This is a genomic window from Geodermatophilus sp. URMC 65 (assembly GCF_053502545.1).
Genome location: NZ_CP199954.1, coordinates 3,281,800 through 3,307,178, shown reverse-complemented (window position 1 = coordinate 3,307,178; position 25,379 = coordinate 3,281,800). Strand labels below are relative to the sequence as shown.

The window sequence follows — 25,379 nt, the reverse complement described above, 5'->3', positions numbered from 1 at the left end:
AGTTCCTGGAGGCCAGCCGCGGACTGGCGACCCGCGAGCTGGAAGCCACCCGCCGCTCCAACCAACGGCTACGCGCGCTGGCCGGCGGCCTGGCGCTGCTCCTGGTCGCTGCGCTGGTGGCTGGGGTGCTGGCCGTGAGCGCAAAACAGGAGGCTCAGGCGCAGACCCGGCTGGCGCTGTCCCGACAGCTCGCCACCGAGGCGCAGCGGCTGGTCGACCAAGGCCGGCCGGACGTGGCGATCCTGGTCGGCCTGCAGAGCCTCAGCCTGGCCCGCGATCACCAACCGCAACCGTCGGCGGGACTCATGACCGCGATGGGCGCGGTCACCCATCCTTCGAGACAGCTCGCCGGGCACACCGACGCGGTGCGGGGGGTGGCGTTCAGCCCGGACGGGGCCCTGCTGGCGACCGCCGGCGCAGACTCAACGGCGCGGCTGTGGAAGCCGTTCTTCGACGACTGGGTGACGGTCGGTTGTGGACTGGTCAACCGCAATCCGTCCATCGCCGAATGGGATCAGCTGCTGCCGGACATCCCATATGAGCGCACCTGTCCCGACCTGCCCGCCGGCCAAGGCGCACCAGCCGATGCTCCAGGAGCCCAATACTGAGGCCTGTCGACGATCTGGCACACGGTGGTCCGCCGCTGCCCGACGTAGCGGGCCGGCCCGGCGGATCGATCTACCTGCGCGGGGAGGGAGCAGGGCCTTCTTCAGCGCTGGCCGAGCTCCCGGGCCATCTGCTCCAGGCGGGCGATGCGCTCGGGCATCGGCGGGTGGGTGGCGAACATCGACGCCAGACCCTGGCCGCGGAACGGGTTGGCGATCATGAGGTGGCTCTGGGTCACCAGCCGGTCCTCCTGGGGCAGCGGCCGGGCGGCCGCGCCGGAGGCGATCTTGCGCAGCGCGGAGGCCAGCGCCAGCGGGTCCTGCGCCAGCAGCGCACCGGAGGTGTCGGCCTGGTACTCGCGGCTGCGGCTGACCGCCATCTGCACCAGGCCCGCGGCCAGCGGGCCGAGGAACACCAGCAGCAGGCTGCCGAGGGCGTTGCCGCCCCCGCGGTCGTCCTCCGACCGCCCGCCGAACAGCGAGGCGAACATCGCCATGTGCGCCAGGTAGGTGATCACCGTGGCCATGGCGCCGGCCACCGAGCTGATCAGGATGTCGCGGTTGTAGACGTGCGAGAGCTCGTGGGCGAGCACGCCGCGCAGCTCCCGGCGATCGAGCAGCTCGAGGATCCCCTGGGTGACGCAGACGGCCGCGTTGCGCGGGTTGCGGCCGGTCGCGAAGGCGTTGGGCTGGTCGGTGGGGCTGACGTAGAGCCGCGGCATCGGCTGCCGGGCCGCGGTGGCCAGATCGCGCACCATCGCGTAGAGCTGCGGCGCCTGGGTCTCGGTCACCGGGAACGCCCGCATGGCCCGCAGGGCGAGCTTGTCGGAGTTGAAGTAGGCGTAGCCGTTGATCGCGAGGGCGACGACCAGGGCGACGAGCAGTCCGCCCCGGCCGCCGACCAGGGCACCGGCGGCGAGGATGAGCCCGCCCATCAGACCGAGGAGCACCGCGGTCTTGAGTCCGTTGCTCCAGCGCTGCACGTCCCGACCAACGCGGTGCCCCGGGAGGCCGTTCCCCGCCTGCTCCCCCCTCGGGGTGCGACCGCGGTCACGGAATGGGGCCGCTCCGACGTGGGTTGGGGCTGTCAGGTGCCGGGGGGTCCCCGGCCGTTCCGGGTGTCGCTCGCATCACAGATCCGCGTGGTGTGACGTACACGTAACCTCGGTCGGTGGAGGTGCACCACTGATGACCACGACAGACCCGTCCGTCGTCGCCAGCACGGCGGGGAGCTCGACGCCCTTCGTCAAGAGCGTCGTCGAGCTCGACCGCGTCGTCATCCGGCTCGCCGGTGACTCCGGCGACGGCATGCAGCTCACCGGCAACCGCTTCACCAGCGAGACGGCGTCCTTCGGCAACGACCTGTCGACGCTGCCGAACTTCCCCGCCGAGATCCGCGCTCCCACGGGGACCCTGCCGGGTGTCAGCTCCTTCCAGCTGCACTTCGCCGACCACGACATCATGACCCCGGGCGACGCCCCGGACGTGCTGGTCGCCATGAACCCGGCCGCGCTCAAGGCCAACCTCTCCGACCTGCCCGGCGGCGGGCTGCTCATCGTCGACGCCGACGAGTTCACCCCGCGCAACCTGGCCAAGGTCGGCTACGCCACCAACCCGCTCGAGGACGGTTCCCTCGACGGCTGGCAGCTGGTCAGCGTGCCGCTGACCAGCCTCACCCTCGAGGCGCTCGCCGACTCCGGCCTCGGCAAGAAGGAGGCCGAGCGCTCGAAGAACATGTTCACCCTCGGCCTGCTGAGCTGGATGTACCACCGGCCCACCGAGGGCACCGTCCGCTTCCTCGAGCGCCAGTTCCGCCGGAAGCCCCAGATCGCCGCGGCCAACATCGCCGCCTTCCGGGCCGGCTACAACTACGGCGACACGACGGAGGCCTTCGCGGTCTCCTACGAGATCAAGCCCGCCCCGATGGCGCCGGGCCGCTACCGCAACATCTCCGGCAACCAGGCGCTGGCCCTGGGCATCGTCGCGGCCGGGCAGCGCTCCGGCCTGCCGGTGTTCCTCGGCGCCTACCCGATCACCCCGGCGTCGGACATCCTGCACGAGCTGTCCCGGCACAAGTCCTTCGGCGTCCGCACCTTCCAGGCCGAGGACGAGATCGCCGGCATCGCCTCGGCGATCGGTGCGTCCTTCGGCGGTGCCCTCGGCGTCACGACGACGTCCGGGCCGGGGATCTCGCTGAAGTCCGAGGCGCTGGGCCTGGCGGTGATGACCGAGCTGCCGCTGGTCGTCGTCGACGTGCAGCGCGGTGGCCCCTCCACGGGGCTGCCCACCAAGACCGAGCAGTCGGACCTGCTGCAGGCGATGTTCGGCCGCAACGGCGAGGCGCCCGTGCCGGTCATCGCGCCGCGCTCGCCCGCCGACTGCTTCGACGCCGCGCTCGAGGCCGCACGGATCGCGCTGACCTACCGCACCCCGGTCATGCTGCTCTCCGACGGCTACCTGGCCAACGGCGCCGAGCCCTGGCAGATCCCGGACGTCGAGGAGCTGCCGGACCTATCGGTGGAGTTCGCCACCGAGCCCAACGGCACCACCGCCGACGGGACGCCGGAGTTCCTGCCCTACCTGCGCGACCCGGAGACCCTGGCCCGCCCGTGGGCCATCCCGGGGACGTCGGGGATGCAGCACCGCATCGGCGGGCTGGAGAAGGCCGACAAGACCGGCAACATCTCCTACGACCCGGCCAATCACGACCTGATGACCCGGCTGCGCCAGGCCAAGGTCGACGGCATCGCGGCCAGCATCCCGCCCACCGACGTCGACGACCCGGACGGCCCCGACGGGGAGAAGGCCCGCGTCGCCGTCATCGGCTGGGGCTCGACCTACGGGCCCATCGGCGCCGCGTGCCGGCGCATCCGGCACTCGGGGCGGTCGGTCGCGCAGATCCACCTGCGCCACCTCAACCCGTTCCCGGCCGACCTCGGCGAGGTCCTGCGCCGCTACGACCGGGTGATCTGCCCGGAGATGAACCTCGGGCAGCTGTCGATGCTGCTGCGCGCCAAGTACCTCGTCGACGTCGAGAGCCACACCCAGGTGCGCGGGCTGCCCTTCCGGGCCGCCGAGCTCGCCGCGGTCGTGCAGGACGTCATCGACTCCACCACCGGAGGCACCCCGTGACCACCATCGACCTCGGCATGCCCGCCGAGGGCCCGATCGCCGACGCCATCGCGCGGTCCCTGGACACCCAGGGCGAGAAGCAGACCCAGCTCAAGGCCAAGGACCTCAAGACCGACCAGGAGGTGCGCTGGTGCCCGGGGTGCGGTGACTACGTCATCCTCAACGCGGTCCAGAGCTTCCTGCCCAGCCTCGGCATCGCCCGCGAGGACATGGTCATCGTCTCGGGCATCGGCTGCTCCTCGCGCTTCCCGTACTACATGAACACCTACGGGATGCACTCGATCCACGGCCGCGCGCCGGCGATCGCGACCGGCCTGGCGGCGTCCCGCCCGGACCTGTCGGTGTGGGTCGTGACCGGGGACGGCGACGCGCTGTCCATCGGCGGCAACCACCTGATCCACACGCTGCGCCGCAACGTGAACCTGAAGATCCTGCTGTTCAACAACCGGATCTACGGGCTCACCAAGGGCCAGTACTCGCCCACCAGCGAGGTCGGCAAGGTCACCAAGTCCACCCCGATGGGCTCGCTGGACCACCCGTTCAACCCGGTGTCGCTGGCGCTGGGCGCCGACGCCACCTTCGTCGGACGGGCCATGGACTCCGACCGCAAGGGCCTCACCGAGGTGCTGCGGCAGGCCGCCGAGCACAAGGGCACCGCGCTCGTCGAGATCTACCAGAACTGCAACATCTTCAACGACGGCGCGTTCGACCTGCTCAAGGACCCCACCACCGGCGTGCAGTGGTCGATCCCGCTCGAGCACGGCAAGCCGCTGGTGTTCGGTCCGGACGGCGCCTCGTGCGTGGTCCGCGACGAGTTCGGCGGCCTGCGGATCGCCGAGACCGCCCAGGTGGGCGCCGACGACATCGTGGTGCACGACGCCACCCGTCAGGACCCGTCGTACGCCTTCGCGCTGTCGCGGCTGTCCAGCCAGGACCTCCGCTACACCCCGATGGGCGTCTTCCGGTCGGTCGAGAAGCCGACCTACGACCGGATGATGGCCGACCAGGTCGAGGAGGCCCGCACCTCCTCGCCGGCGGACCTGGGCGTGCTGCTGAGCGGCAACGACACCTGGACCGTGCAATAGCACTGTCGTCCTACCGGACGACACCGCGGCCACGTGCCGTCCCGGCGTGCGCTGAGCCGCTGCCGCTCCTCCTCGGGGACCCTCCGGGCCTCCTCGTCGAAGCGCCTCGCAGGGCGGCCCCCGTTCCGTAGCCCGTGCAGAGTCACGACCGGCCCGTCTCCCTCCCGGGAGGCGGGCCGGTCGTCGTCTCAGCCCAACACGTCCCGGAGCGCCCCGGTGAGCACCGGCAGGGCGCGGCCGAGGTCGGCGCGGGTCGGCGCGGCGAAGCCCACGACCAGTCCGGCCGCGTGCGGACCGGGCCTCGTCCAGTGCCGTCCGAGTCCGTCCAACGCGACGCCCTGCTCGGCCGCCGCGGCGACGACCGCCTCCTCGACCCGCAGGTCGGGCAGCGGCACGAGCACGTGCGCGCCGGCCGGGTCACCCTCGGCCTCCACCCCACCGGCGGCCACCGCCGCCAGCACCTGCTCGCGGCGGGCCGCGAGCTCGCGTCGGAGCCGGCGCAGGTGCCGGGCGAGGTCCCCGTTCGCGGCCAGGGCGGCGAACACCCGCTGCCCCGCCCGCGCGGGCCGGGTGCCGGTCGCCGTCCGCCGCGTGACCAGCGCGGCGCGCAGCTCCGGCGGGGCGACCAGCCAGCCCACCCCCAGCGTCGGGCTGACGATCTTGCTGCTCGTGCCGAGGTGCACCGTGACGTCCGGCCCGAGCGCGCCCAGCAGCGGCAGCGGCGCGACGTCGTAGCGCAGCTCGCCGTCGTAGTCGTCCTCCAGCACCCACCAGCCCTCCGCGCGGGCACGGGCGACGAGGGCGAGCCTGCGGGCCGCGGACAGCCGGCGCCCGAGCGGGTACTGGTGCGCGGGCGTGCAGTACACCGCCGCGAGGCCGGGGGGCACCGCCTCGACCACCAGGCCGTCGCGGTCCACCGGCAGGGGCACCACCGTCGCGCCGGCGTCCCGGAGCGCGCCGACCACGCGCTGGTAGCCGGGGTCCTCGACGCCCACCCGGCTACCGGCCGGCAGCAGCCGGGCCAGCTCCGCGACCGCGGCCGAGGTCCCCGCCGTGGCGAGCACGTCGCCGGGCGCAGCGGCGAGACCGCGGTGCCGGAGCAGGTGCTCGGTCACAGCCCGCTGGAAGGCCGGGTCCGCGGCCGGCTCGGGGCCGACGTCGGGGGCGGGGTCCCCGGCCGCACGCCACGCACGCCGCCAGGCGGCGCGTTCCAGGACCTCCAGGCAGGGCGCGCCGGCCCGCAGGTCGATCGGCGGCGGCGTGCTCCGGGGAGCCGGCCGTGGCGCGGAGGCTCGTGCCGGGATCCCGGTCGCCGTACCGACGACGAAGGTGCCGACACCGCGGCGCCCGTCCGCCCACCCCTCGGCCAGCAGCTGGTCGTAGGCGGCGGCGGTGACGGTGCGGCTGACCCGGAGGGCGACTGCGAGCTCGCGCGTGGAGGGCAGCCGGTCGCCCGGGCGGAGGATGCCGTCCACCGTCGCCGTCCGCAGCGCGTCGGCCAGCTGGACCGACAGCGGCGTCCCGGACGCCCGGTCGAGGACCAGCGGTGGCACGTCGACCACGCCGCACCTCCTCCCTCGCGGTGGCCTCCCGGAATGGCAGCGTATTGGCCCTGGGAGAAGGCCACGCGCGCGGGCACGGTGGTCCCATGGACACCGCACCGCCGCTCTCCCCCACGCCCCGCAGCACCATCCGCCGAGGAGCGACGCGCGCCCGGACCGACCGCACGGAGCTGTACGCGGTGCTGGACGCCGACCTGGTGGGGCACCTGGGCGTCGTGCTGGACGGCTCGCCGGTGGTGCTGCCGACCGGCTACGGACGGCGGGGCGACACCCTGTACCTGCACGGTTCCACCGGCGCAGCGACGCTGCGGGCGGCGGCCGCGGGGGCGCCGGTCTGCCTCACGGTCACCCACGTGGACGGCGTCGTCTACGCCCGCTCGGCCTTCCACCACTCCATGAACTACCGCTGCGCCGTCGTGCACGGGGTGGCCCGGCCGGTGACCGACCCGGAGGAGCACCTGCTCGGCCTGGAGGCGCTCACCGAGCACCTGGCCCCGGGCTCCTGGGCCGCCACCCGTCGGCCCGACCGCAAGGAGCTCGCCGCCACCGCGCTGCTCGCCCTGGACCTGACCGAGGCCAGCGTCAAGGTGCGCACCGGCCCACCGGGGGACGACGAGCGGGACCTGTCCGCACCGGTGTGGGCGGGTGTCCTCCCGCTGCGCACCGTGGTCGGCGAGCCCGAGCCCTGCCCGCTCCTGCCGGCGGACACGCCCGTCCCCGAGCGGATCCGGCAGCGGATGTCGGGGCCGGCTAGCGCGGGGTGACCCGCAGCAACTGGTCCTCGCCGTCGCCGTTGTCGGTGGTGACGTACAGGGCACCGTCCCCGCCCTGCTGCACGGTCCGGATGCGGCCGTACGTGCCCTCCAGCTCCGGCAGCCGGAACTGCTCGAGCAGGGTGCCGTCGTCGGCCAGCCGGAGGGCCAGCACCCCCTGTCCCCTGAGGAGGCCGGACAGCAGCAGCCCCTCGTACGCCTGCCACTGCGCGCCCTCGACGAACGTCGCGCCGGAGGGGGCGAGTCGGGCGTCCCCCGAGGCCCAGCTGGGCGGCAGGACGTCGGGCAGCGCCAGGTCGGTCATCGGCACGTACTCGCCGTAGCCGGGGCCGACCGGGGCGAAGCCGCCGTTTCCGCCCGGCTGCAGCAGGGTCACCTCGTCGTCCCGATCGGGGCCGTGCTCGGCGGCGTAGAGCTGACCGGAGCCGGGGCGCACCGCCAGCCCCTGCACGTTCCGGTGCCCGTACGTCCACACCCGGGGTTCGGCCCCCGGCTGCCCGGCGAACGGGTTGTCCGCGGCCGGTTCACCGGTGGCCGGATCGACCCGCAGCACCTTGCCGGCCAGGCTCCCCAGGTCCTGTGCGGTATCGGGGTCCGCGATGTCGCCGGTGCTCACCAGCAGGGCCCCGGTGGGGTCGAACCGCAGCTGGCAGCCACCGTGGCGGCCGATGCGCTCGTTGACGGGGATGTCGTCGATGAGCGGGTCGTCGACGCGGGTCGCCGTCGTCCAGCCCGGGTCGACCGTCCAGGCGGTCACCTGGATCTCCGCGCCGCCGTCCTCCTCGACGCCCTGGCAGGTGTAGAAGCGGCGGTCCCGCGCGAAGCCCGGGTCGAGCACCAGGCCCATCAGCCCGGTCTCCCCGGTGGCGAACAGGTCGCCGAAATCGGCCGCCAGCTCGCGCACCGTCCCGTCGGGCAGCACCGCGGTCAGGCCACCGGAGCGCTCGTCGAGCAGCAGGGTGCCGTCGGGGGCCTGGGCGACGTCCCACGGGTGGTCCAGCCCCTCGGCGACGACCGCCATGTCGAGGGCGGGGGCCGGCTCGGGCGTCGCGGGCGCCGGTGGGGACGTCGTCGGCGTGACGGTGGTCGGCGCAGGAGTGGTCGGCGCGGCGACGTCGGGCCCCTCGCCGGCCGTCGCGGAGCACGCGGACAGCAGCAGGACCCCGGTGATCAGCCCGGTCAGGGAAGGGCGCACCTCCCTACTCTCCGCCCGCGGGTCAACCAGGGGCGCACGGACCGCCTGGACCAGGCCGCGTCCGGGACCGGGTCAGGTGACCCGGTGCCGCCTCAGGCCCGCGGCATGACGCGCAGGAGCCGGTCGGCGTCCGCGCCGTTGTCGGTGGTGACGTACAGGGCACCGTCCCCACCCTGCTGGACGGTGCGGATGCGGCCGAAGACCCCCTCCAGCTCGGGCAGCCGGAACTGCTCGAGCAGCGTCCCGTCGTCGGCCAGCCGCAGGGCCAGCACGCCCTGTCCCCTGAGGACGCCGAGCAGCAGCAGCCCCTCGTGATCGCCCCACCGCTGCCCCGTGAGGAAGGTCGACCCGCTGGGGGCGATCGTCGGATCGCCCGAGGCCCAGCTGGGCAGCATCACGTGGGGCAGCGCCGGGTCGGTCATCGGCACGCTCTCGTCGTAGCCGCCGCTGCCGACGGGGTTCCAGCCACCGTTGCCCCCGGGTCGCAGCAGCGTGACCTCGTCATCCCGGCGGGGGCCGTGCTCGGCGGCGTAGACCTGCCCGGAGCCGGGCCGCACGGCCAGGCCCTGCACGTTGCGGTGGCCGTAGGTCCACACGCGGGCCTCGGCGCCCGGCTGTCCGGCGAAGGGGTTGCCGGGAGCCGCCGCACCGGTGGCCGGGTCGATCCGCAGCACCTTGCCGGCGAGGGTGCCCAGGTCCTGCGGAGTGGTCCCCACCGTGGTGTCCCCGGTACCGACGAGCAGGGCGCCGGTCGGGTCGAAGCGCAGCCGGCAGCCGCTGTGCCGGCCGACGCTCTCGTTGACGGGGATGCCGTCGAGCAGGGGATCGGCGACCCGGATGGCCGTGCGCCACTCGGCATCCACGGTCCAGGCGATCACCTCGACGTCGACCGAGTCGCCGTCGCGTGCACCCTGGCAGGTGTAGAAGCGGCGGTTGGTCTGGAACGCCGGGTCGAGGACCAGGCCCATGAGGCCGGTCTCGCGGAGGACGAACAGGTCGGCCAAGTCGGCGTCGAGCCTGCGGACGGCGCCGTCGGGCAGCACCGCGGTCAGGCCACCGGCCCGCTCGTCGAGCAGCAGGGTGCCGTCGGGGGCCTGGGCGACGTCCCACGGGTGGTCCAGGCCGTCGACGACCACCGCGACCTCCAGCACCGGCGCCGCGGCGGCGATCGGCACCGGGGCCACCGCGGCTTGCGCCGGTACCACTGCGCCTGCGGCCAGGGGCGGTACGGCCAGCAGACCGATCAGCCAGCGCCAGCGCACCCCGCCAGCATGCACCTCGCCGGCGGCTGAGTCAGCTGGTGCGCGTGACCACGTAGTCGCACAGCGCCGAGAGGGCCCCGCGGACCGGCCCCTCGGGGACCCTGGACAGCCGCGCCTGCGCCCGGTCGGCGTACTCGCGCAGCACCTCGGTGGCCCGCTGCAGGGCCGCCGATGAGCGCAGCAGCTCCAGCGCCTCGGCGTGCTCTGCGTCGTCGGTGATCGGCCCGGAGACCAGCTCGCGCAACCGCTGCTCGGCCGGGTCGTCGCCGGCGAGCGCGAAGAGGGCGGGCAGCGTGGCGATGCCCTCCCGCAGGTCCGTGCCGGGTGACTTCCCGGACGCGCCGTCCTGGCTGACGATGTCGAGCAGGTCGTCGGAGAGCTGGAAGGCGACGCCGACCTCCTCGCCGAAGGCGGTCAGCGCGGCGACCAGCTCGGCGTCCACCCCCGCGAAGGAGGCGCCGAAGCGGGCCGCAGTGGCCACCAGGGAGCCGGTCTTGTCGGCCAGCACCTCGAGGTAGTGGGCGACGGGGTCGTCGCCGGGCTGGGCGCCGACGGTCTCCCGGATCTGCCCGGTGACCAGCCGCTCGAAGGTCCGCGCCTGGATGCGCACCGCCTCCGGGCCGAGGTCGGCGAGCAGGTCGGAGGCGCGGGCGAAGAGGAAGTCGCCGGTCAGGATCGCGATGCTGTTGGACCACCGGCTGTTGGCGCTGGGCGCCCCGCGCCGCACGGCGGCCTCGTCCATGACGTCGTCGTGGTACAGCGTGGCCAGGTGGGTGAGCTCGCAGACCACCGCGGACTCGGTGACGCCCGTGGCGCGCGGGTCCCCGAGCTCGGCGGCGAGCAGCGCCAGCAGCGGGCGGAACCGCTTGCCGCCGGCGGCGACGAGGTGCCCGGCCGCCTCCCGCACGAACGCGTGCTCGCTGCCGACGGCGGTGAGCAGCGCCTCCTCCACCCGGCCCAGACCCTCGGCGAGCCGGGCGCCGAGGTCGCCCTCGGGCAGCCACGGGCCGATCGTCGAGGCAGGGGTCGAGATCCGCTGCCAGGAGTCGGTCGAGGTCTCCCCGCCGACGGCGGCGCTGGCTCCGGTCATCAACCGACGAATCTAGCCGCCCCCTCGGCGAGATCGAGCACCGCCCCGGGGACGACGCCGAGCACCACCGTCGCAGTGACCGTCACGGCGACCACCACCGTCGTCGGCAGGCCGGGGACGCCGACCGTCGGGCCGTCGACGGCCGGCTCGGAGAAGTACATGAGCACGATGACCCGCACGTAGAAGAAGGCCGCCACGGCGCTGGCCAGCAGGGCCACGACCACCAGCGGCCACGCGCCGTCGTCGATCGCGGCCCGGAAGACGGCGAACTTGCCGGTGAAGCCGCTGGTGAGCGGGATGCCCGCCAGCGCCAGCAGGAACAGCGCCATGACCGCCGCGGTGAGCGGTGAGCGGCGGGCCAGACCCGCCCACTGGGACAGGTGCGTGGCCTCGCCGTCGCCGTCGCGCACCAGGGTCAGCACCGCGAAGGCGCCGATCGTGGTGAGCCCGTAGGCCAGCAGGTAGAACATCGTCGCGCCCAGCCCGGAGCCGGTGCCGTCGGCGCCGCTCCCGTACCCGATGACGCCGGTGAGCAGGAACCCGGCGTGCGCGATGGAGGAGTAGGCCAGCATCCGCTTCAGGTCGGTCTGGGTGAGGCCCAGGACGGCGCCGACCACCATCGAGACGATCGCGATGCCGTAGACCAGCGGCCGCCACGTCCACTCGTTGGTGCCGAAGGCGACGTAGAGCAGGCGCAGGATCGCCCCGAAGGCCGCGACCTTGGTGCAGGCGGCCATGAAGGCCGTGACCGGCGTGGGGGCGCCCTGGTAGACGTCCGGCGTCCAGGCGTGGAAGGGCGCCACGCTGGCCTTGAACATCAGCCCGACCACCAGCAGGGCCAGGCCGAGCACCAGCAGGACGCCGCCCCCGGCCTCGGAGGCGGACGCCTCGCGGATGGCCGACAGGCGGATGCTGCCCGTGGCGCCGTAGACCAGCGCCAGGCCGTAGAGGAAGAACGCGGAGGCGAAGGAGCCCAGCAGGAAGTACTTGACCGCCGCCTCCTGCGACAGCAGCCGCCGGCGACGGGCCAGCCCGCTGATGAGGTACAGCGGCAGGCTGAGCACCTCGAGCGCGACGAACATGACCAGCAGGTCGTTGGCCGCGACGAACAGCATCATGCCGCCGATGGCGAACGTGGTCAGCGGGTAGACCTCGGTCTGCACCCGCGTGGCGGTCATCAGCTCGCGGTCGCGCGGGCTGCCCGCCGGCACCGCGGCGGCGGCGACGAACGCCGAACGGGCCGGGTCCAGCGAGCGCTCGGCGAACAGCAGCAGCGACAGCGCGCCGAGCCCGGCGATGGTGGCCTGCAGGAAGACCGCCGGGCCGTCGACGGCGAGCGCGCCACCCGCGGTGACCTGCCGCTCCCCCGCCAGCAGCAGGCTGGTGACCAGCCCGCCCAGGGTGCCGACCAGGGCGACGGCGACCTGCACCGGGTGGCGCACGTCCCGCGGCGCGAAGGCCTCGACGAGGACGCCGACGCACGCGGCGCCGAAGACGAACAGCAGGGGTGCCAGCGCGGCCAGGGAGATGGCCGGGGCCTCGATCATCAGTCCGTCCCCTCGGCGGGAGCCTGCGGCGAGACGCCGGCCGGGTCGGCCCCGACGTCGCTCATCGTGGCGGCGACCGCCGGCTCGATCAGGTCGATCAGCGGCTGCGGGTAGAACCCCAGCGCGATGATGATCGCGACCATCGACGCGGCGACGGCCAGCTCGCGCCGGGAGAGGTCACGCACCCGCAGCCGGGCCGCCGCGGCCGCCGGGGCCTCGAGGGTGGCGGTGGTCGCCCCACCACCTGTCCCGGTGGAGGGCGCCGGGGTCCCCGCCGCCGGCTCGAGGAGCACGCCGCGCGGCGGGCCGTGCATGGTGCGCTGGTAGACCAGCAGCGCGTAGAGCGCGGCCAGGATGATGCCGACCGTCGCCAGGATCGTGAACACCGGCCGGGTCGGGAACGAGCCGATCAGCACGAGGAACTCGCTGACGAAGCTGTTGGTGCCCGGCAGCGCGAGAGCGGCCAGACAGGCGACGAGGAACGTCCCGGCCAGGAGCGGTGCCTGCCTGGCGACACCCCCGTAGTCGCCGATCAGCCGGGAGCCGCCGCGGGCGATGAGCATGCCCACCACGAGGAACAGCAGCCCGGTCGCGATGCCGTGGTTGACCATGTAGAGGACCGCGCCGGTGCCGGCCTCGGTGGTGAAGGCGAAGATGCCCAGCGCGATGAAGCCGAAGTGCGCGATCGAGGTGTAGGACACCCACCGCTTGAGGTCCGACTGCCCCATCGCCAGCAGCGCGGCGTAGAGGATGCCCGCCACGGCCAGCACCAGGACGTACGGCGCGAGGTCGCGCGAGGCGTCGGGGAACAGCGGCAGGCAGTAGCGGATGAACCCGAAGGTGCCGACCTTGTCCAGGACGCCGACCAGCAGCACCGCCCCGCCGATCGGCGCCTCGGCACCGGAGTCGGGCAGCCAGGTGTGGAACGGCACCAGCGGCGCCTTGATCGCGAAGGCCACGAAGAAGCCGAGGAACAGCAGCTTCTGCACGCCCGGGTCGATCTCGATCTGCCGCAGCGCGTCGAAGGCGAACGTCCCCTCGCCCAGCTCGTTGGCGCTGACCACGTACAGCCCGATGACGGCGGCCAGCATGATCAGCCCGCCGACCAGGCTGTAGAGGAAGAACTTGACCGCCGCGTACTGCCGTCGCGGCCCGCCGAAGCTGCCGATCAGGAAGTACATCGGGACGAGCATCGCCTCGAAGAAGACGTAGAAGAGGAAGACGTCGGTGGCGGCGAAGACGCCGACCATCAACGACTCGAGCAGCAGCAGCCAGGCCCAGAAGGCCCGCATCGAGCGCCGTCCGGTCGGCTCGTCCCGCCACGAGGCGACCACGACCACCGGCACGAGCACGCCGATGAGCAGCAGCATCACCAGGGCGATGCCGTCGACGCCGAGGGCGAAGTCGACGCCGAAGTCGGGGATCCAGGAGACCGACATCGTCAGCTGGAACCGCGCACCGCCGGCGTCGAACGCGATCGTCGCCAGCACGGCGAGCAGCAGCACGACCAGGCTGACGCCGAGGCTGAGCTGCCGGGCGGTCCCGTCGCGCCCCTTCGGCAGGGCGGCGACGGCGGCCGCCCCGACCGCCGGGACGGCGATCATCGCGAGCAGGAACGGGAAGTCACTCACGGTGTGGGCCCTCCGAAGGTCCGGTACCTGCTGCTCATCCCGCCGTCACCGCCAGCAGCGCGCCCGCCACGACGACCGCGCCGCCCAGCATCGACAGCGCGTAGGAGCGGACGAAGCCGGTCTGCGTGCGGCCCAGCCGGGACGACGAGCCGCCCAGCGTCGCGGCCAGGCCGTTCACCGCGCCGTCCACGCCGCGGTTGTCGAAGAACACCAGCGCGCGGGTCAGCCACTGCCCGGGCCGCATGAACAGCGACTCGTTCACCGCGTCGGCGTAGAGCGCGCGACGGGCGGCGCGGGTCACCGGCGACACCCGGACCGGCGCGGTCACCGGCACCTCCCGGCGGCCGACGAACAGCCAGGCGGTGAGCACGCCGAGCGCCATGACGACGGTGACCAGGACGCTGACCACCAGCGGCGCGACGACGTGCTCGGCCTCCTCGGGCTCGCCGAACACCGGGGTCAGCCACGACTCCAGCGGGAAGGCGACGACCAGCAGGAAGCCGGCGAGCACGGACCCGACCGCGAGCAGGACCATCGGTGCGGTCATCACCGTCGGCGACTCGTGGGGGTGGACGCCGGGCTCCCACCGGGGGCGGCCGAAGAAGGTCATGAGCATCAGCCGGGTCATGTAGAAGGCGGTCAGCCCGGCGGCGAGGATGGCGACCCCGCCGAGGAGGTAGCCCCAGCCGTCGCCGCGGTCGAACGCGGCCTCGATGATCGCGTCCTTGGTGTAGAAGCCGGACAGGAACGGGAAGCCGATCAGCGCCAGGTAGCCCAGCCCGAAGGTCACGAAGGTGACCTTCATCCGCGACGCGAGACCGCCGAAGCGGCGCATGTCGACGTCGTCGTCCATCGCGTGCATCACCGAGCCGGCGCCGAGGAACAGGCCGGCCTTGAAGAAGCCGTGGGTGAGCAGGTGCGCCAGGCCGGCGACGTAGCCGACCGGGCCGAGGCCGACGGCCAGGAACATGTAGCCGATCTGGCTGACCGTGGAGTAGGCCAGCACCTTCTTGATGTCGTCCTGGGCGCAGCCGGCGATCGCCCCGATCACCAGCGTGATCGCCCCGACGGCGAGGACGACGGCGCGCGCGGTGGGCGTCTGGTCGTAGATCGGCGCACTGCGGGCGATCAGGTAGACGCCGGCGGTGACCATGGTGGCCGCGTGGATCAGGGCCGACACCGGGGTCGGGCCCTCCATGGCGTCGGGCAGCCAGGCCTGCAGCGGGAACTGGCCGGACTTGCCGCACGCGCCGAGCAGGAGCAGCAGCCCGATGGCGGTCACCGTGCCGCCGGCGAGGGTGCCGACCGCACCGAAGACGCCGTCGTACGTGACGGTGCCCAGCTGGGCGAACATGAGGAAGATCGCCAGCGCCAGCCCGACGTCACCGACCCGGTTCATGATGAACGCCTTCTTCGCGGCGGTCGCCGCCGACGGGCGCTCGTACCAGAAGGCGATGAGCAGGTAGGACGCCAGGCCGACGCCCTCCCAGCCGACGTAGAGGGCCACGAAGTTGTCGCCGAGGACCAGCAGCAGCATCGCCGCGACGAACAGGTTGAGGTAGGCGAAGAACAGCCGGCGGCGCGGGTCGTGCGCCATGTAGCCGATCGAGTAGACGTGGATGAGCGCGCCCACGCCGGTGATCAGCAGCACGAACACCGCCGACAGCGGGTCGAACAGCAGACCGGCCTGCACGTCCAGCGACCCGGTCGACACGAAGGTGAACAGGTCGACGTCGAGCCGCCGGCCGTCCAGCTGCAGCGTGCACAGCAGACCGATCACGAAGGCCACGACCACGGTGCCGGCGCCCAGCAGGTGCCCCCACCGGTCGGTGCGCCGTCCCCCGAGCAGCAGGACGGCGGCGCCCGCCAGCGGCAGCGCGATGAGCAGCCAGGACGCGGCGATCAGCCCGTCGGCCGGTGCGGTGTCCATCCCCGGTCCCCGTTCCTCAGTACTTGAGCAGGTTGGCGTCGTCGACCGACGCCGACCGGCGGGTCCGGAAGAGCGACATGATGATCGCCAGGCCGACGACGACCTCGGCGGCGGCGACGACCATGACGAAGAACGCCATGACCTGGCCGTCGACGGTGCCGGTGGCGCGGGCAAAGGTGGCCAGCGTCAGGTTCACCGAGTTGAGCATCAGCTCGACGCACATGAAGACGACGATCGCGTTGCGCCGCACGAGGACGCCGACCGCGCCGATGGTGAACAGGATCGCGGCGAGCACCAGGTAGTGCGTGAGACTCATCGGTCGCGCCCCCCGGGGATGTCGCTGGGCGCCGGGTCGAGGGTGCCCAGGGCCGCGTCGGGCGTGCCCAGCTCGGCCCGGCCGGTGGGACGCGGCATCTGCTCGGCCTCCTGGGGCTCGATCCCGGTGGCGAAGCTGTCCTCGGCCAGCCGGCCGTCGGGCAGCAGCGCGGGTGCGGCGACGGAGTTGCCGCGGGCATAGACACCGGGCCCGGGCAGCGTCTGGGGCCGGTCGGTGAGGAACCGGGCCCGCGACAGCTCCTTCTGGGTGGGCCGGGTGCCGGCGTCGCGCTCGATGTGGGCCAGCACCATCGCACCGACGGCGGCGGTGATCAGCAGCGCGCTGGTCACCTCGAACGCCAGCAGGTAGCGGGTGAAGAGCAGTTGGGCGATCGCCTCGATGTTGCTGGTCTCCCCGCCCTGCACGCCCGCCAGGCCGGTGACCGGGAGGCCCTGGGTGGCCCGCGCGACGCCGGCGCCGACCAGCCCGGCGAAGCCGAGGCCGAGCACGATCGCGGCCACCCGCTGCCCGCGGAGCGTCTCCACGACCGAGTCCGAGGAGTCGCGGCCGACCAGCATGAGCACGAACAGGAACAGGATCATGATCGCGCCGGTGTAGACGATGATCTGCACCGCCCCGAGGAACGGCGCCTCCTGGACGACGTAGAAGACGCCCAGCGCCAGCATCGTGTTGACCAGCCACAGCGCCGAGTGGACGGCGTTGCGCGAGAGCACCATGCCCAGCGCGCCGGCCAGCGCGATGGGGCCGAGCACCCAGAAGACGACGGCCTCGCCGGTGCCGATGACGACGTTCACGGCCGCACTGCGCCTTCCACCCGCCCCGCCGCCCCGCCGGGGACGGGCTGATCGACCCGCGCCCCGGCGGCGGGCTCGGCCGGCGGGACCCTGTGCGGGTCGCGCACGTAGTAGTCCTTCTCGTCGTCCCCCAGTCGCATGGCGTGCGGCGGGGCCTCCATGCCGGGCAGCAGCGGGGCCATGAGCTGTTCCTTGGTGTAGATCAGGTCGGCCCGGTTGTCGTCGGCCAGCTCGAAGTCGTTGCTCATCGTCAGCGACCGGGTCGGACAGGCCTCGATGCACAGGCCGCAGAAGATGCAGCGCAGGTAGTTGATCTGGTAGATGCGGCCGTACCGCTCACCTGGCGAGTAGCGCTCGTCCTCGGTGTTGTCGCCGCCCTCGACGTAGATGGCGTCGGCGGGGCAGGCCCAGGCGCACAGCTCGCAGCCGACGCACTTCTCCAGCCCGTCGGGGTGCCGGTTGAGCACGTGCCGCCCGTGGTAGCGCGGCTTGGTCACCTTGGGCACCTCGGGGTACTCCTCGGTGGTCACCTTGCGGAAGATCTGCGCGAAGGTGACCCCGAAGCCCTGCCCCGGGCCGGGCAGCCAGCTGGCCCGCTTGACCGGTCCGGCGTCGCGGCCGCGGTGGGCCAGCTCGCGCTTGGTCTGCGCCACCATGTCGTGGCCGGGCTCGTGGGGGTCCGGCGAGCGACGGTCCAGGTCGCTGTGCTCAGTCATCGACGTCCTCCTGGGTGCCGGTGCCGCTGCGCCGTCCGGTGCCCACCACGGCGCCGTCGGGCGCGACCGTCTCGCGGCTGCGCAGCCGCGGCGACGGCGGGACGGCGAGGTCCATCGGCGGGATCGGGAAGCCGCCCTCGGCGCGGCTGGGAGCGGTGCGGTCGGCCGGCCGGCGGCGCGGCCCCGCCGGGGGCAGCACCTCCGGCTCGGCCTCGGTCGGGTGGATGGAGCCGGCCGCGGCCTTGGTCGCCGCGATGCGGGTGGCCCGGTTGCTGGCCCGGCTGGCGACGAGCAGCACGGCGATCACCAGCAGCGCGATCGGGACGCCGACGAACAGCGCCACCTGGCCGGTGGAGAGGTCGGCCTCGCGGGCGACGGTGCGCATGGTGGCCACGGCGAGGATCCAGACCAGCGCGGTCGGGACCAGCACCTTCCAGCCGAAGCGCATGAACTGGTCGTAGCGCAGCCGCGGCAGCGTGCCGCGCAGCCAGATGAAGACGAACAGCGCGGCGACGACCTTGAGGAAGAACCACAGCAGCGGCCACCAGCCGGAGTTGGCGCCGTCCCAGATCGAGATCGGCCACGGCGCCCGCCAGCCGCCGAGGAACAGCGTCGCGGCCAGCGCCGAGACGGTGACCATGTTGATGTACTCGGCGAGGAAGAACAGCGCGAACTTCAGCGACGAGTACTCGGTGTGGAAGCCGCCGACCAGCTCGCTCTCGGCCTCGGGCAGGTCGAACGGCGCCCGGTTGGTCTCGCCGACCACGGCGATGACGTAGATGACGAAGGAGATCGGCAGCAGGACGGCGAACCAGCCCGGGCCGGTGAACGTCAGGCCGAAGAAGGAGACCTGGTTGCCGTCGGCCTGCGCGGCGACGATCTCCGAGGTCGACATCGAGCCGGCGTAGAGGAACACCGCGACGATCGACAGCCCCATCGCGATCTCGTAGCTGACCATCTGCGCGGCGCTGCGCAGGCCGCCCAGCAGCGGGTAGGTCGAGCCCGACGCCCAGCCGGCGAGCACGATGCCGTAGATGCCCATCGCCGAGCAGGCCAGCACGACGAGGACGCCGATGGGGGCGTCGGTGAGCTGCAGCGGGGTCTGCTGGCCGAAGATGCTGACCACCGGGCCCAGCGGGATGACCGAGAACGCCAGGAACGCCGGGACGGTGGCGAGCACCGGGGCCAGGAAGTAGACCGGCTTGTCCGCCATCACCGGCATGATGTCTTCCTTGAACGCCAGCTTCAGCCCGTCGGCGAGGCTCTGCAGGTAGCCGCGGGGGCCGACCCGGTTGGGGCCGATCCGCTGCTGCATCCGCGCGACGACCTTGCGCTCGAAGACGATGGCGAACAGCGTCAGCAGCACCAGGACGACGAAGACGCCGACGATCTTGATGAGGACGATCCACCAGACGTCGGTGCCGAAGTCCGCGAGGGTCGGCTGGTCAGCGGCGACTGCGACGATCACTCGGCACCTCCGGCGATGAGGCGGACGACACCGCCGGGCGGGGTGCCCAGCCGGGTGCGCAGCTCGCTGCCCGGTGAGCGCATCGGCAGCCAGACCACCTGGTCGGGCATCTCGGTGACCAGCACCGGCAGGCTGACCTCCCCCATCGCGCCGCACACGGTGACCCGGTCGCCGTCGGCCAGGCCCAGCCGGCGGGCGGCGTCCTTGCCGAGGCGGGCGACCGGCGGGCGCGCGGTGCCGGCGAGCTCGGGCTCGTCGCGCTGCAGCGTCCCGACGTCCAGCAGCTGCCGCCACGAGGCGAGCACCGCCTGGTCCTCGGCGAGCTCCGGGTCACCGGGCGGGACGACGTCCAGGCCGGTGACGTGCGGGCGCTCCGCGACGACCCCGAGAGCGGCGAGCTCCGCGCGGGCGACCTCGGGTGCGGGCAGCCGCAGGTCGACGTCCAGCTCGTCGGCCAGGCCCTGCAGCACGCGGCCGTCGGGCAGCCGGCCGGTGCCGTGCAGCGTGGTGTCGAACGGGCGCAGCCGGCCCTCCCAGTCCAGGTAGGCACCGGCCTTCTCCGAGGCGGCGGCCACCGGCAGGACGACGTCGGCGTGCTCGGTGACCGCGCTGGGCAGCATTTCCAGGCTGACCACGAAGTCGGCGTCGGCCAGCGCGGCCTCGGCCAGGCGCGGGTCGGGCAGGTCGGCGGGGTCCACGCCGCCGACCAGCAGACCCTTGAGCTGTCCGTGCGTGACGGCGGTGAGGATGCCGGTCGTGTCGCGGCCGGGGGCGGCCGGCAGCTCGGTGACGCCCCAGGCGGCGGCGACCTGCGCGCGGGCGCCGGCGTCGGTGACCGGGCGGCCGCCGGGCAGCAGCGCCGGCAGCGCCCCGGCCTCGACCGCACTCCGCTCCCCGGCCCGCCGCGGCACCCAGGCCACCCGGGCGCCGGTGGCGCGGGCCAGCGCGACCAGGGCGGAGAACGCGCCCGGGGACTCGGCCAGGCGCTCGCCGGCGAGCACGACCGCGCCGGGCTGCCGCAGCGCGTCGACCGCCGGGCCGCCCCAGGTGCCCTCGGCGAGGGCGGCCAGCGAACGGGCCTCCGCGCCGGGGCGGGTGGCCAGCACGGTGGCCTGCAGCTTCTCCGCGGCGGTGGTCGCGAACGGGGCGAGGTCGTAGACGGCCAGCCGGTTCTTGCGCACCGCCCGGCGCAGCCGCAGGAAGACGATCGGCGACTCCTCCTCCGGCTCGAGGCCGGCGAGCAGCACCGCGGGCGCACCGGTCAGGTCGGCGTAGGTGACCGCACCGTTGGCCGGGCCGGTGCCCGCGACGTGCGCCATGAGGAACGCCAGCTCCTCGGCGGAGTGGGCGCGGGCGCGCGCGTCGACGTCGTTGGTGCCCAGCGCCACCCGGGCGAACTTCGCGTAGGCGTAGGCGTCCTCGACGGTCAGCCGGCCGCCAGGCAGCACCCCGACCCCACCGGAGTCGCGCGCGGCGCGCAGCCCCTCGGCCGCCGCCGCCCACGCCTCCGGCCAGGACGCCGGCTGCAGCACGCCGTCCCGCCGGACCAGTGGCGTGGTGAACCGGTCGTTGGCGGTGGCGTAGCGGAAGGCCCAGCGGCCCTTGTCGCAGTTCCACTCCTCGTTGACCGCGGGGTCCTCCCCCGCCAGCCGCCGCACGACCTTGCCGCGGCGGTAGTCGGTGCGCTGCGCGCAGCCGGAGGCGCAGTGCTCGCAGACGCTGGGCTCGCTGCGCAGGTCGAACGGGCGGGCGCGGAAGCGGTACTGCGCGCTGGTCAGCGCCCCGACCGGGCAGATCTGCGTGGTGTTGCCCGAGAAGTAGGAGGAGAACGGCTCGTCCTCGTAGATGGCGACCTGCTCGAGGGCGCCCCGCTCGAACAGCTCGATGAACGGGTCGCCGGCGACCTGCTGGGAGAACCGGGTGCACCGCGCGCAGAGCACGCAGCGCTCGCGGTCGAGCAGCACCTCGCTGCTGATGGGCAGCGGCTTGGGGTAGGTGCGCTTGACGTCGACGAACCGGCTCTCGGCGCGGCCGTTGCTCAGCGCCTGGTTCTGCAGCGGGCACTCGCCGCCCTTGTCGCAGACCGGGCAGTCCAGCGGGTGGTTGATCAGCAGCAGCTCCATCGTGCCCTGCTGCGCCTTGTCCGCGACCGGGCTGGTGAGCTGGGTCTTCACCACCATCCCGTCGGTGACCGGCATGGTGCAGGAGGCCACGGGCTTGCGCTGTCCCTCCACCTCGACCAGGCACTGGCGGCAGGCGCCGACCGGCTCGAGCAGCGGGTGGTCGCAGAACCGCGGGATCTGCACGCCGATCATCTCGGCGGCCCGGATGATCAGCGTCCCCTTGGGCACGGCGACGTCGAAGCCGTCGATGGTGCAGTGGACCGCGTCCGGCGGGGTGTGCGGGCCGGGCGCACCGGGCGGGACCGCGGGCGCAGGGGTCGGGTTGGTGAGCGTCACTGGTCCTCCTCGTCGGCGCTCGTCGCGCCAGTGCCCCGGGGTGCTGTGCCTCTGCGCGACCTTGCGAGCTCGGTCACGAGGCCACTCCGACGGGCTCGAGCCGGAGGCTGCGGCCCAGGCGCGCCTGTTCCTCCGGGGGCAGCAGCGCGACGTAGTCGTCGCGGAAGTACTTCAGCGAGCTGCTGATGCAGCTGGTCGCGCCGTCACCCAGGGCGCAGAACGAGCGGCCCAGGATGTTGTCGCAGGTGTCGGTGAGCAGGTCCAGGTCGGCCGCCGTCCCCCGGCCGTCGACCAGCCGCTGCAGGACCTGGACCAGCCAGAAGGTCCCCTCGCGGCACGGGGTGCACTTGCCGCAGCTCTCGTGCGCGTAGAACTCGGTGAACCGCAGGGTCGCCTCGACGATCGAGTCGGTCTCGTCGAAGACCATGAGCGCGGTGGTGCCGAGCATCGAGCCCGCGGCGGCCACCGAGTCGAAGTCCAGCGGGACGTCGAGGTGCTCGGGGGTGAAGTACGGCGTCGAGGAACCCCCCGGCGTCCAGAACTTCAGCTCGTGCCCGGGGCGGACGCCGCCGGCCATCTCCAGCAGCTCGCGCATCGTCGTCCCCATGGGGGCCTCGTACTGGCCGGGGCGGACGACGCGGCCCGACAGCGAGTAGATCTTCGGCCCGGGCGACCTCTCCGGGCCGAACTCCTTGAACCAGTCCGAGCCGCCGCGGACGACGAACGGCACGCTGGCCAGCGTCTCGACGTTGTTGATCACCGTCGGGGCGCCGTAGAGGCCGGCGACGGCGGGGAACGGCGGCTTGAGGCGCGGCTGCCCGCGGTAGCCCTCGAGCGAGTCGAGCAGCGCGGTCTCCTCGCCGCAGATGTAGGCGCCGGCGCCCGCGTGCACGATCAGCTCCAGGTCGTAGCCCGAGCCCAGGATGTCGCGGCCCAGGTAGCCGGCCTCGTAGGCCTCGCGGACGGCGTTGACCAGCCGCCGGTGGGCGTGCACCGCCTCGCCGCGGACGTAGATGACCGCCAGGTGCGAGCGGATCGCGTAGGCGGCGATGACCACGCCCTCTACCAGGGAGTGCGGGTCGGCCATCATCAGCGGCAGGTCCTTGCAGGTGCCCGGCTCCCCCTCGTCGGCGTTGACCACGAGGTACTTGGGCAGCGCGGCCGGCCCGGTGGGCGTCTCCCCCGGCTTGGGCTGGGGGATGAAGCTCCACTTCATGCCGGTCGGGAAGCCGGCGCCGCCGCGGCCGCGCAGCCCGGAGTCCTTGACCAGGCCGACCAGCTCCTCGGGGGTCATGGACAGCGCGGTGCGCAGCGCGGTGTAGCCGTCGAGCCGCTCGTAGGTGGCCAGCCGCCAGGACTGCGGCTCGGCCCAGCGGGAGGTCAGCACGGGTGCGAGGGGCATGTCACGCCTTCCCGTCGGCTCGGGGTGGATTCGGGCTGGGCGAGACAGGAGGACTGGTGCCGGTGGCCGGTTCGGCGGCGGGCGGGTTCTCCGTGCCGGCCCGTTGCCGCCCGCGCGGCTGTCCGTACTCGGCCCCCTTGTCGGGGTGGGTCTGCGCGGCACCGGCCCGCTCGGCGGGGGTGTCGGCCGCGGCGACGCGGGCGTCGGCGGCCTCCTCCTCCGGGGTCTCGCCGGTGCGGCCGGAGGGCCGTGTCGTCTCGCGCGGCTCGGTCCCGGCCGGCTCGGCGTCCTCGGCCGGCGAGCGCCCGGGCAGCGGCGGAGCGGACTCGCCCCGCTCGGCGGCCAGCCGCAGCCCGGCCAGCGTCGGGCCGATGGAGCCCTCGGCGTCGATCGCCGCCGCGCGGGCGTCCGCGCCGCCGTACTGGTCGAAACCGGCCAGCTGGCGGGAGATCCCGCGGAAGTCGGTCAGCGGGGCGCCGCGGGTGGGGTGCGGCTTCTCCCCGCGGCGCAGCGCGGCGACCAGCGCGCGGGCGCTCTCGACGTCCTGCTGGTCGTAGAACTCGTAGTCGACGGTGACCACCGGCGCGTAGTCGCAGGCGGCCAGGCACTCGGCGTGCTCGAGGGTGACCGAGCCGTCGGCGGCGGTCTCGTCGTGGTGGACGCCGAGGTCGGCGCTGAGGGCGTCGAAGATCCGCTGACCGCCCAGCACGCTGCACAGCGTGTTGGTGCAGACGCTGACCAGGTGCCGGCCGGTGGGGCGGCGCTTGTACATCGTGTAGAAGGTCGCGACCGCACCCACCTCGGCCTTGGTCAGGCCCAGCTCCTCGGCGCACAGCGCCACGCCCTCGGGTGAGACGTAGCCCTGGTGGCTCTGGACCAGGTGCAGCATCGGCAGCAGCGCCGAGCGCGGCTGCGGGTAGCGGGCGATGATCTCCCGCGCCTCGAGCCGGACCTGCTCGGTCAGCGGCGGCAGGTCCGCGGCGGCCGGCTCGACCGGGCTGGAGTCCAGCCCGGTGACCGCCGTCCCCTCGGCACTGCCGGGGAGCGCGCTCATCGGTCCACCCCTCCCATGACCGGGTCCAGGGAGGCGATCGCGGCGATGACGTCGGCGATCATGCCGCCCTCGCTCATCGCCGCCGTGGCCTGCAGGTTGACGAAGCTGGGGTCGCGCACGTGCACCCGCCACGGTCTGGTGCCGCCGTCGCTGACCACGTGGTAGCCGAGCTCGCCGCGCGGGGACTCGATGGGCACGTAGACCTGACCGGCCGGCACCCGGAAGCCCTCGGTGACCAGCTTGAAGTGGTGGATCAGAGCCTCCATGGACTGCCCCATGATGTGCTCGACGTGCGCCAGGGAGTTGCCCATGCCGTCGGGCCCCAGGGAGAGCTGCGCGGGCCAGGCGATCTTCTTGTCCTCGACCATGACCGGCCCGGGCTCCAGCCGGTCCAGCGCCTGCTCGACGATCTTCAGCGACTCGTTGATCTCGGCCATGCGGACCAGGTAGCGGCCCCATGCGTCGCAGGTGTCGGCGGTCGGCACCTCGAAGTCGTAGGTCTCGTAGCCCAGGTAGGGCTCGACCTTGCGCAGGTCCCACGGCAGCCCGGCGGCGCGCAGCACCGGCCCGGTGACGCCGAGCGCCACGCAGCCGGTCACGTCGAGGTAGCCGGCGTCCTCGAGCCGGGCCTGCCAGATCGGCTGACCGGTGAGCAGCTTGTGGAAGTCGGCCACCCGGGCGGGCATGACCTCGAGGAACTCCCGGATGTGCTCGACCGCGCCGGGCGGGAGGTCCTGCGCCAGTCCGCCGGGGCGGATGTAGGCGTGGTTCATCCGCAGGCCGGTGATCTCCTCGAGCAGGTCGAGCACCAGCTCGCGCTCGCGGAAGCCGTTGGTCATCCCGGTGAGCGCGCCCATCTCCATGCCGAAGGTGGCCAGCGCGACCAGGTGCGAGGCGATCCGGTTGAGCTCCATGACCAGGACGCGGATGGTCCGCGCCCGCTGCGGCACCTCGACGCCGAGCAGCTTCTCGACCGCCATGGAGTAGCCGGCCTCGTTGTAGAGCGGGGACAGGTAGTCCATCCGCGTCACGAAGGTCGTGCCCTGGACCCAGTTGCGGTACTCGGTGTTCTTCTCGATCCCGGTGTGCAGGTAGCCGATGACCACCCGCGCCTTGGTGACCGTCTCGCCCTCGAGGTCGAGCACCAGCCGCAGGACGCCGTGGGTGGAGGGGTGCTGCGGGCCCATGTTCACGACGAGGCGTTCCTCGCCGTAGGCCTCGGTGCCCAGCGTCTGGTCCCAGTCGCCACCGGTGACGGTGTAGACGCGACCCTCGGTCGTCTCGCGGGAGCCGGCGTAGGGGTCGGCCGGGTTGTACGTGGTGCTCATCGTGTGCGC

Annotated in this window: 20 protein-coding genes; 4 read left to right on the top strand and 16 right to left on the bottom strand. The window is 73.4% G+C overall.

Annotated features, from left to right (window positions below):
- The first annotated feature begins 305 nt into the window (after nucleotides 1-305).
- Nucleotides 306-608, top strand: coding sequence for a WD40 repeat domain-containing protein (locus ACWIX7_RS16060; protein WP_448622160.1), 303 nt, complete (start codon nucleotides 306-308; stop codon nucleotides 606-608).
- Between the two features lie 101 nt (nucleotides 609-709).
- Here the strand turns inward: ACWIX7_RS16060 and htpX are convergent, their stop codons facing one another.
- The gene (gene htpX / locus ACWIX7_RS16055) at nucleotides 710-1,588 is read right to left on the bottom strand and encodes a zinc metalloprotease HtpX (RefSeq protein ID WP_448617450.1); all 879 of its coding nucleotides are present in this window, start codon (nucleotides 1,586-1,588) and stop codon (nucleotides 710-712) included.
- 205 nt (nucleotides 1,589-1,793) lie between these two features.
- Here htpX and ACWIX7_RS16050 point away from each other — a divergent pair, with 205 nt between their 5' ends.
- Both ACWIX7_RS16050 and ACWIX7_RS16045 read left to right on the top strand, forming a co-directional pair.
- A complete protein-coding gene (locus tag ACWIX7_RS16050; RefSeq protein ID WP_448617449.1) occupies nucleotides 1,794-3,737 on the top strand; it encodes a 2-oxoacid:acceptor oxidoreductase subunit alpha in 1,944 nt (647 codons plus the stop codon).
- Nucleotides 3,734-4,822, top strand: coding sequence for a 2-oxoacid:ferredoxin oxidoreductase subunit beta (locus ACWIX7_RS16045; protein ID WP_448617448.1), 1,089 nt, complete (start codon nucleotides 3,734-3,736; stop codon nucleotides 4,820-4,822). Before ACWIX7_RS16050 ends, ACWIX7_RS16045 begins: the two co-directional genes overlap by 4 nt.
- A 188-nt stretch (nucleotides 4,823-5,010) precedes the next feature.
- Here the strand turns inward: ACWIX7_RS16045 and pdxR are convergent, their stop codons facing one another.
- Complete coding sequence (gene pdxR, locus ACWIX7_RS16040) at nucleotides 5,011-6,384, bottom strand: MocR-like pyridoxine biosynthesis transcription factor PdxR (protein ID WP_448617447.1); 1,374 nt, start codon at nucleotides 6,382-6,384, stop codon at nucleotides 5,011-5,013.
- 86 nt (nucleotides 6,385-6,470) lie between these two features.
- On the opposite strand from pdxR, the gene ACWIX7_RS16035 reads away from it, so the two are divergent.
- Entirely contained in the window at nucleotides 6,471-7,148 is a 678-nt protein-coding gene (locus ACWIX7_RS16035) for a pyridoxamine 5'-phosphate oxidase family protein (protein ID WP_448617446.1), read from the top strand.
- Here ACWIX7_RS16035 and ACWIX7_RS16030 read toward each other — a convergent pair.
- From ACWIX7_RS16030 to ACWIX7_RS15965, 14 genes are all read right to left on the bottom strand, one after another.
- Entirely contained in the window at nucleotides 7,135-8,352 is a 1,218-nt protein-coding gene (locus tag ACWIX7_RS16030) for a PQQ-dependent sugar dehydrogenase (protein WP_448617445.1), read from the bottom strand. The two genes, ACWIX7_RS16035 and ACWIX7_RS16030, sit on opposite strands and share 14 nt — an antisense overlap.
- Nucleotides 8,353-8,444: 92 nt before the next feature.
- A complete protein-coding gene (locus tag ACWIX7_RS16025) occupies nucleotides 8,445-9,614 on the bottom strand; it encodes a PQQ-dependent sugar dehydrogenase (RefSeq protein WP_448617444.1) in 1,170 nt (389 codons plus the stop codon).
- Between the two features lie 31 nt (nucleotides 9,615-9,645).
- A complete protein-coding gene (locus tag ACWIX7_RS16020; protein WP_448617443.1) occupies nucleotides 9,646-10,704 on the bottom strand; it encodes a polyprenyl synthetase family protein in 1,059 nt (352 codons plus the stop codon).
- Nucleotides 10,704-12,251 (bottom strand): NADH-quinone oxidoreductase subunit NuoN, encoded by a 1,548-nt coding sequence (gene nuoN, locus ACWIX7_RS16015; protein WP_448617442.1) that lies wholly within the window; start codon nucleotides 12,249-12,251, stop codon nucleotides 10,704-10,706. Before nuoN ends, ACWIX7_RS16020 begins: the two co-directional genes overlap by 1 nt.
- Complete coding sequence (locus tag ACWIX7_RS16010; protein WP_448617441.1) at nucleotides 12,251-13,882, bottom strand: NADH-quinone oxidoreductase subunit M; 1,632 nt, start codon at nucleotides 13,880-13,882, stop codon at nucleotides 12,251-12,253. The genes nuoN and ACWIX7_RS16010 overlap by 1 nt, the downstream gene beginning before the upstream one ends.
- A gap of 34 nt (nucleotides 13,883-13,916) precedes the next feature.
- Nucleotides 13,917-15,812, bottom strand: a complete 1,896-nt coding sequence (nuoL, locus tag ACWIX7_RS16005; RefSeq protein WP_448617440.1) for an NADH-quinone oxidoreductase subunit L — start codon at nucleotides 15,810-15,812, stop codon at nucleotides 13,917-13,919.
- 16 nt (nucleotides 15,813-15,828) lie between these two features.
- Nucleotides 15,829-16,128: an NADH-quinone oxidoreductase subunit NuoK gene (gene nuoK, locus ACWIX7_RS16000; protein ID WP_448617439.1), complete on the bottom strand. Its 300-nt coding sequence runs from the start codon at nucleotides 16,126-16,128 to the stop codon at nucleotides 15,829-15,831.
- Nucleotides 16,125-16,943: an NADH-quinone oxidoreductase subunit J gene (locus ACWIX7_RS15995; protein ID WP_448617438.1), complete on the bottom strand. Its 819-nt coding sequence runs from the start codon at nucleotides 16,941-16,943 to the stop codon at nucleotides 16,125-16,127. Before ACWIX7_RS15995 ends, nuoK begins: the two co-directional genes overlap by 4 nt.
- A complete protein-coding gene (gene nuoI / locus ACWIX7_RS15990; RefSeq protein ID WP_448617437.1) occupies nucleotides 16,940-17,659 on the bottom strand; it encodes an NADH-quinone oxidoreductase subunit NuoI in 720 nt (239 codons plus the stop codon). The genes ACWIX7_RS15995 and nuoI overlap by 4 nt, the downstream gene beginning before the upstream one ends.
- Nucleotides 17,652-19,127 (bottom strand): NADH-quinone oxidoreductase subunit NuoH, encoded by a 1,476-nt coding sequence (nuoH, locus tag ACWIX7_RS15985; protein ID WP_448617436.1) that lies wholly within the window; start codon nucleotides 19,125-19,127, stop codon nucleotides 17,652-17,654. The genes nuoI and nuoH overlap by 8 nt, the downstream gene beginning before the upstream one ends.
- Entirely contained in the window at nucleotides 19,124-21,586 is a 2,463-nt protein-coding gene (locus tag ACWIX7_RS15980) for an NADH-quinone oxidoreductase subunit G (protein ID WP_448617435.1), read from the bottom strand. Before ACWIX7_RS15980 ends, nuoH begins: the two co-directional genes overlap by 4 nt.
- A gap of 73 nt (nucleotides 21,587-21,659) precedes the next feature.
- Nucleotides 21,660-22,988, bottom strand: a complete 1,329-nt coding sequence (gene nuoF / locus ACWIX7_RS15975; protein WP_448617434.1) for an NADH-quinone oxidoreductase subunit NuoF — start codon at nucleotides 22,986-22,988, stop codon at nucleotides 21,660-21,662.
- A 1-nt stretch (nucleotide 22,989) separates the two neighbouring features.
- Nucleotides 22,990-24,042, bottom strand: coding sequence for an NADH-quinone oxidoreductase subunit NuoE (nuoE, locus tag ACWIX7_RS15970; protein WP_448617433.1), 1,053 nt, complete (start codon nucleotides 24,040-24,042; stop codon nucleotides 22,990-22,992).
- A complete protein-coding gene (locus ACWIX7_RS15965; RefSeq protein ID WP_448617432.1) occupies nucleotides 24,039-25,370 on the bottom strand; it encodes an NADH-quinone oxidoreductase subunit D in 1,332 nt (443 codons plus the stop codon). The genes nuoE and ACWIX7_RS15965 overlap by 4 nt, the downstream gene beginning before the upstream one ends.
- Between the last annotated feature and the right edge of the window lie 9 nt (nucleotides 25,371-25,379).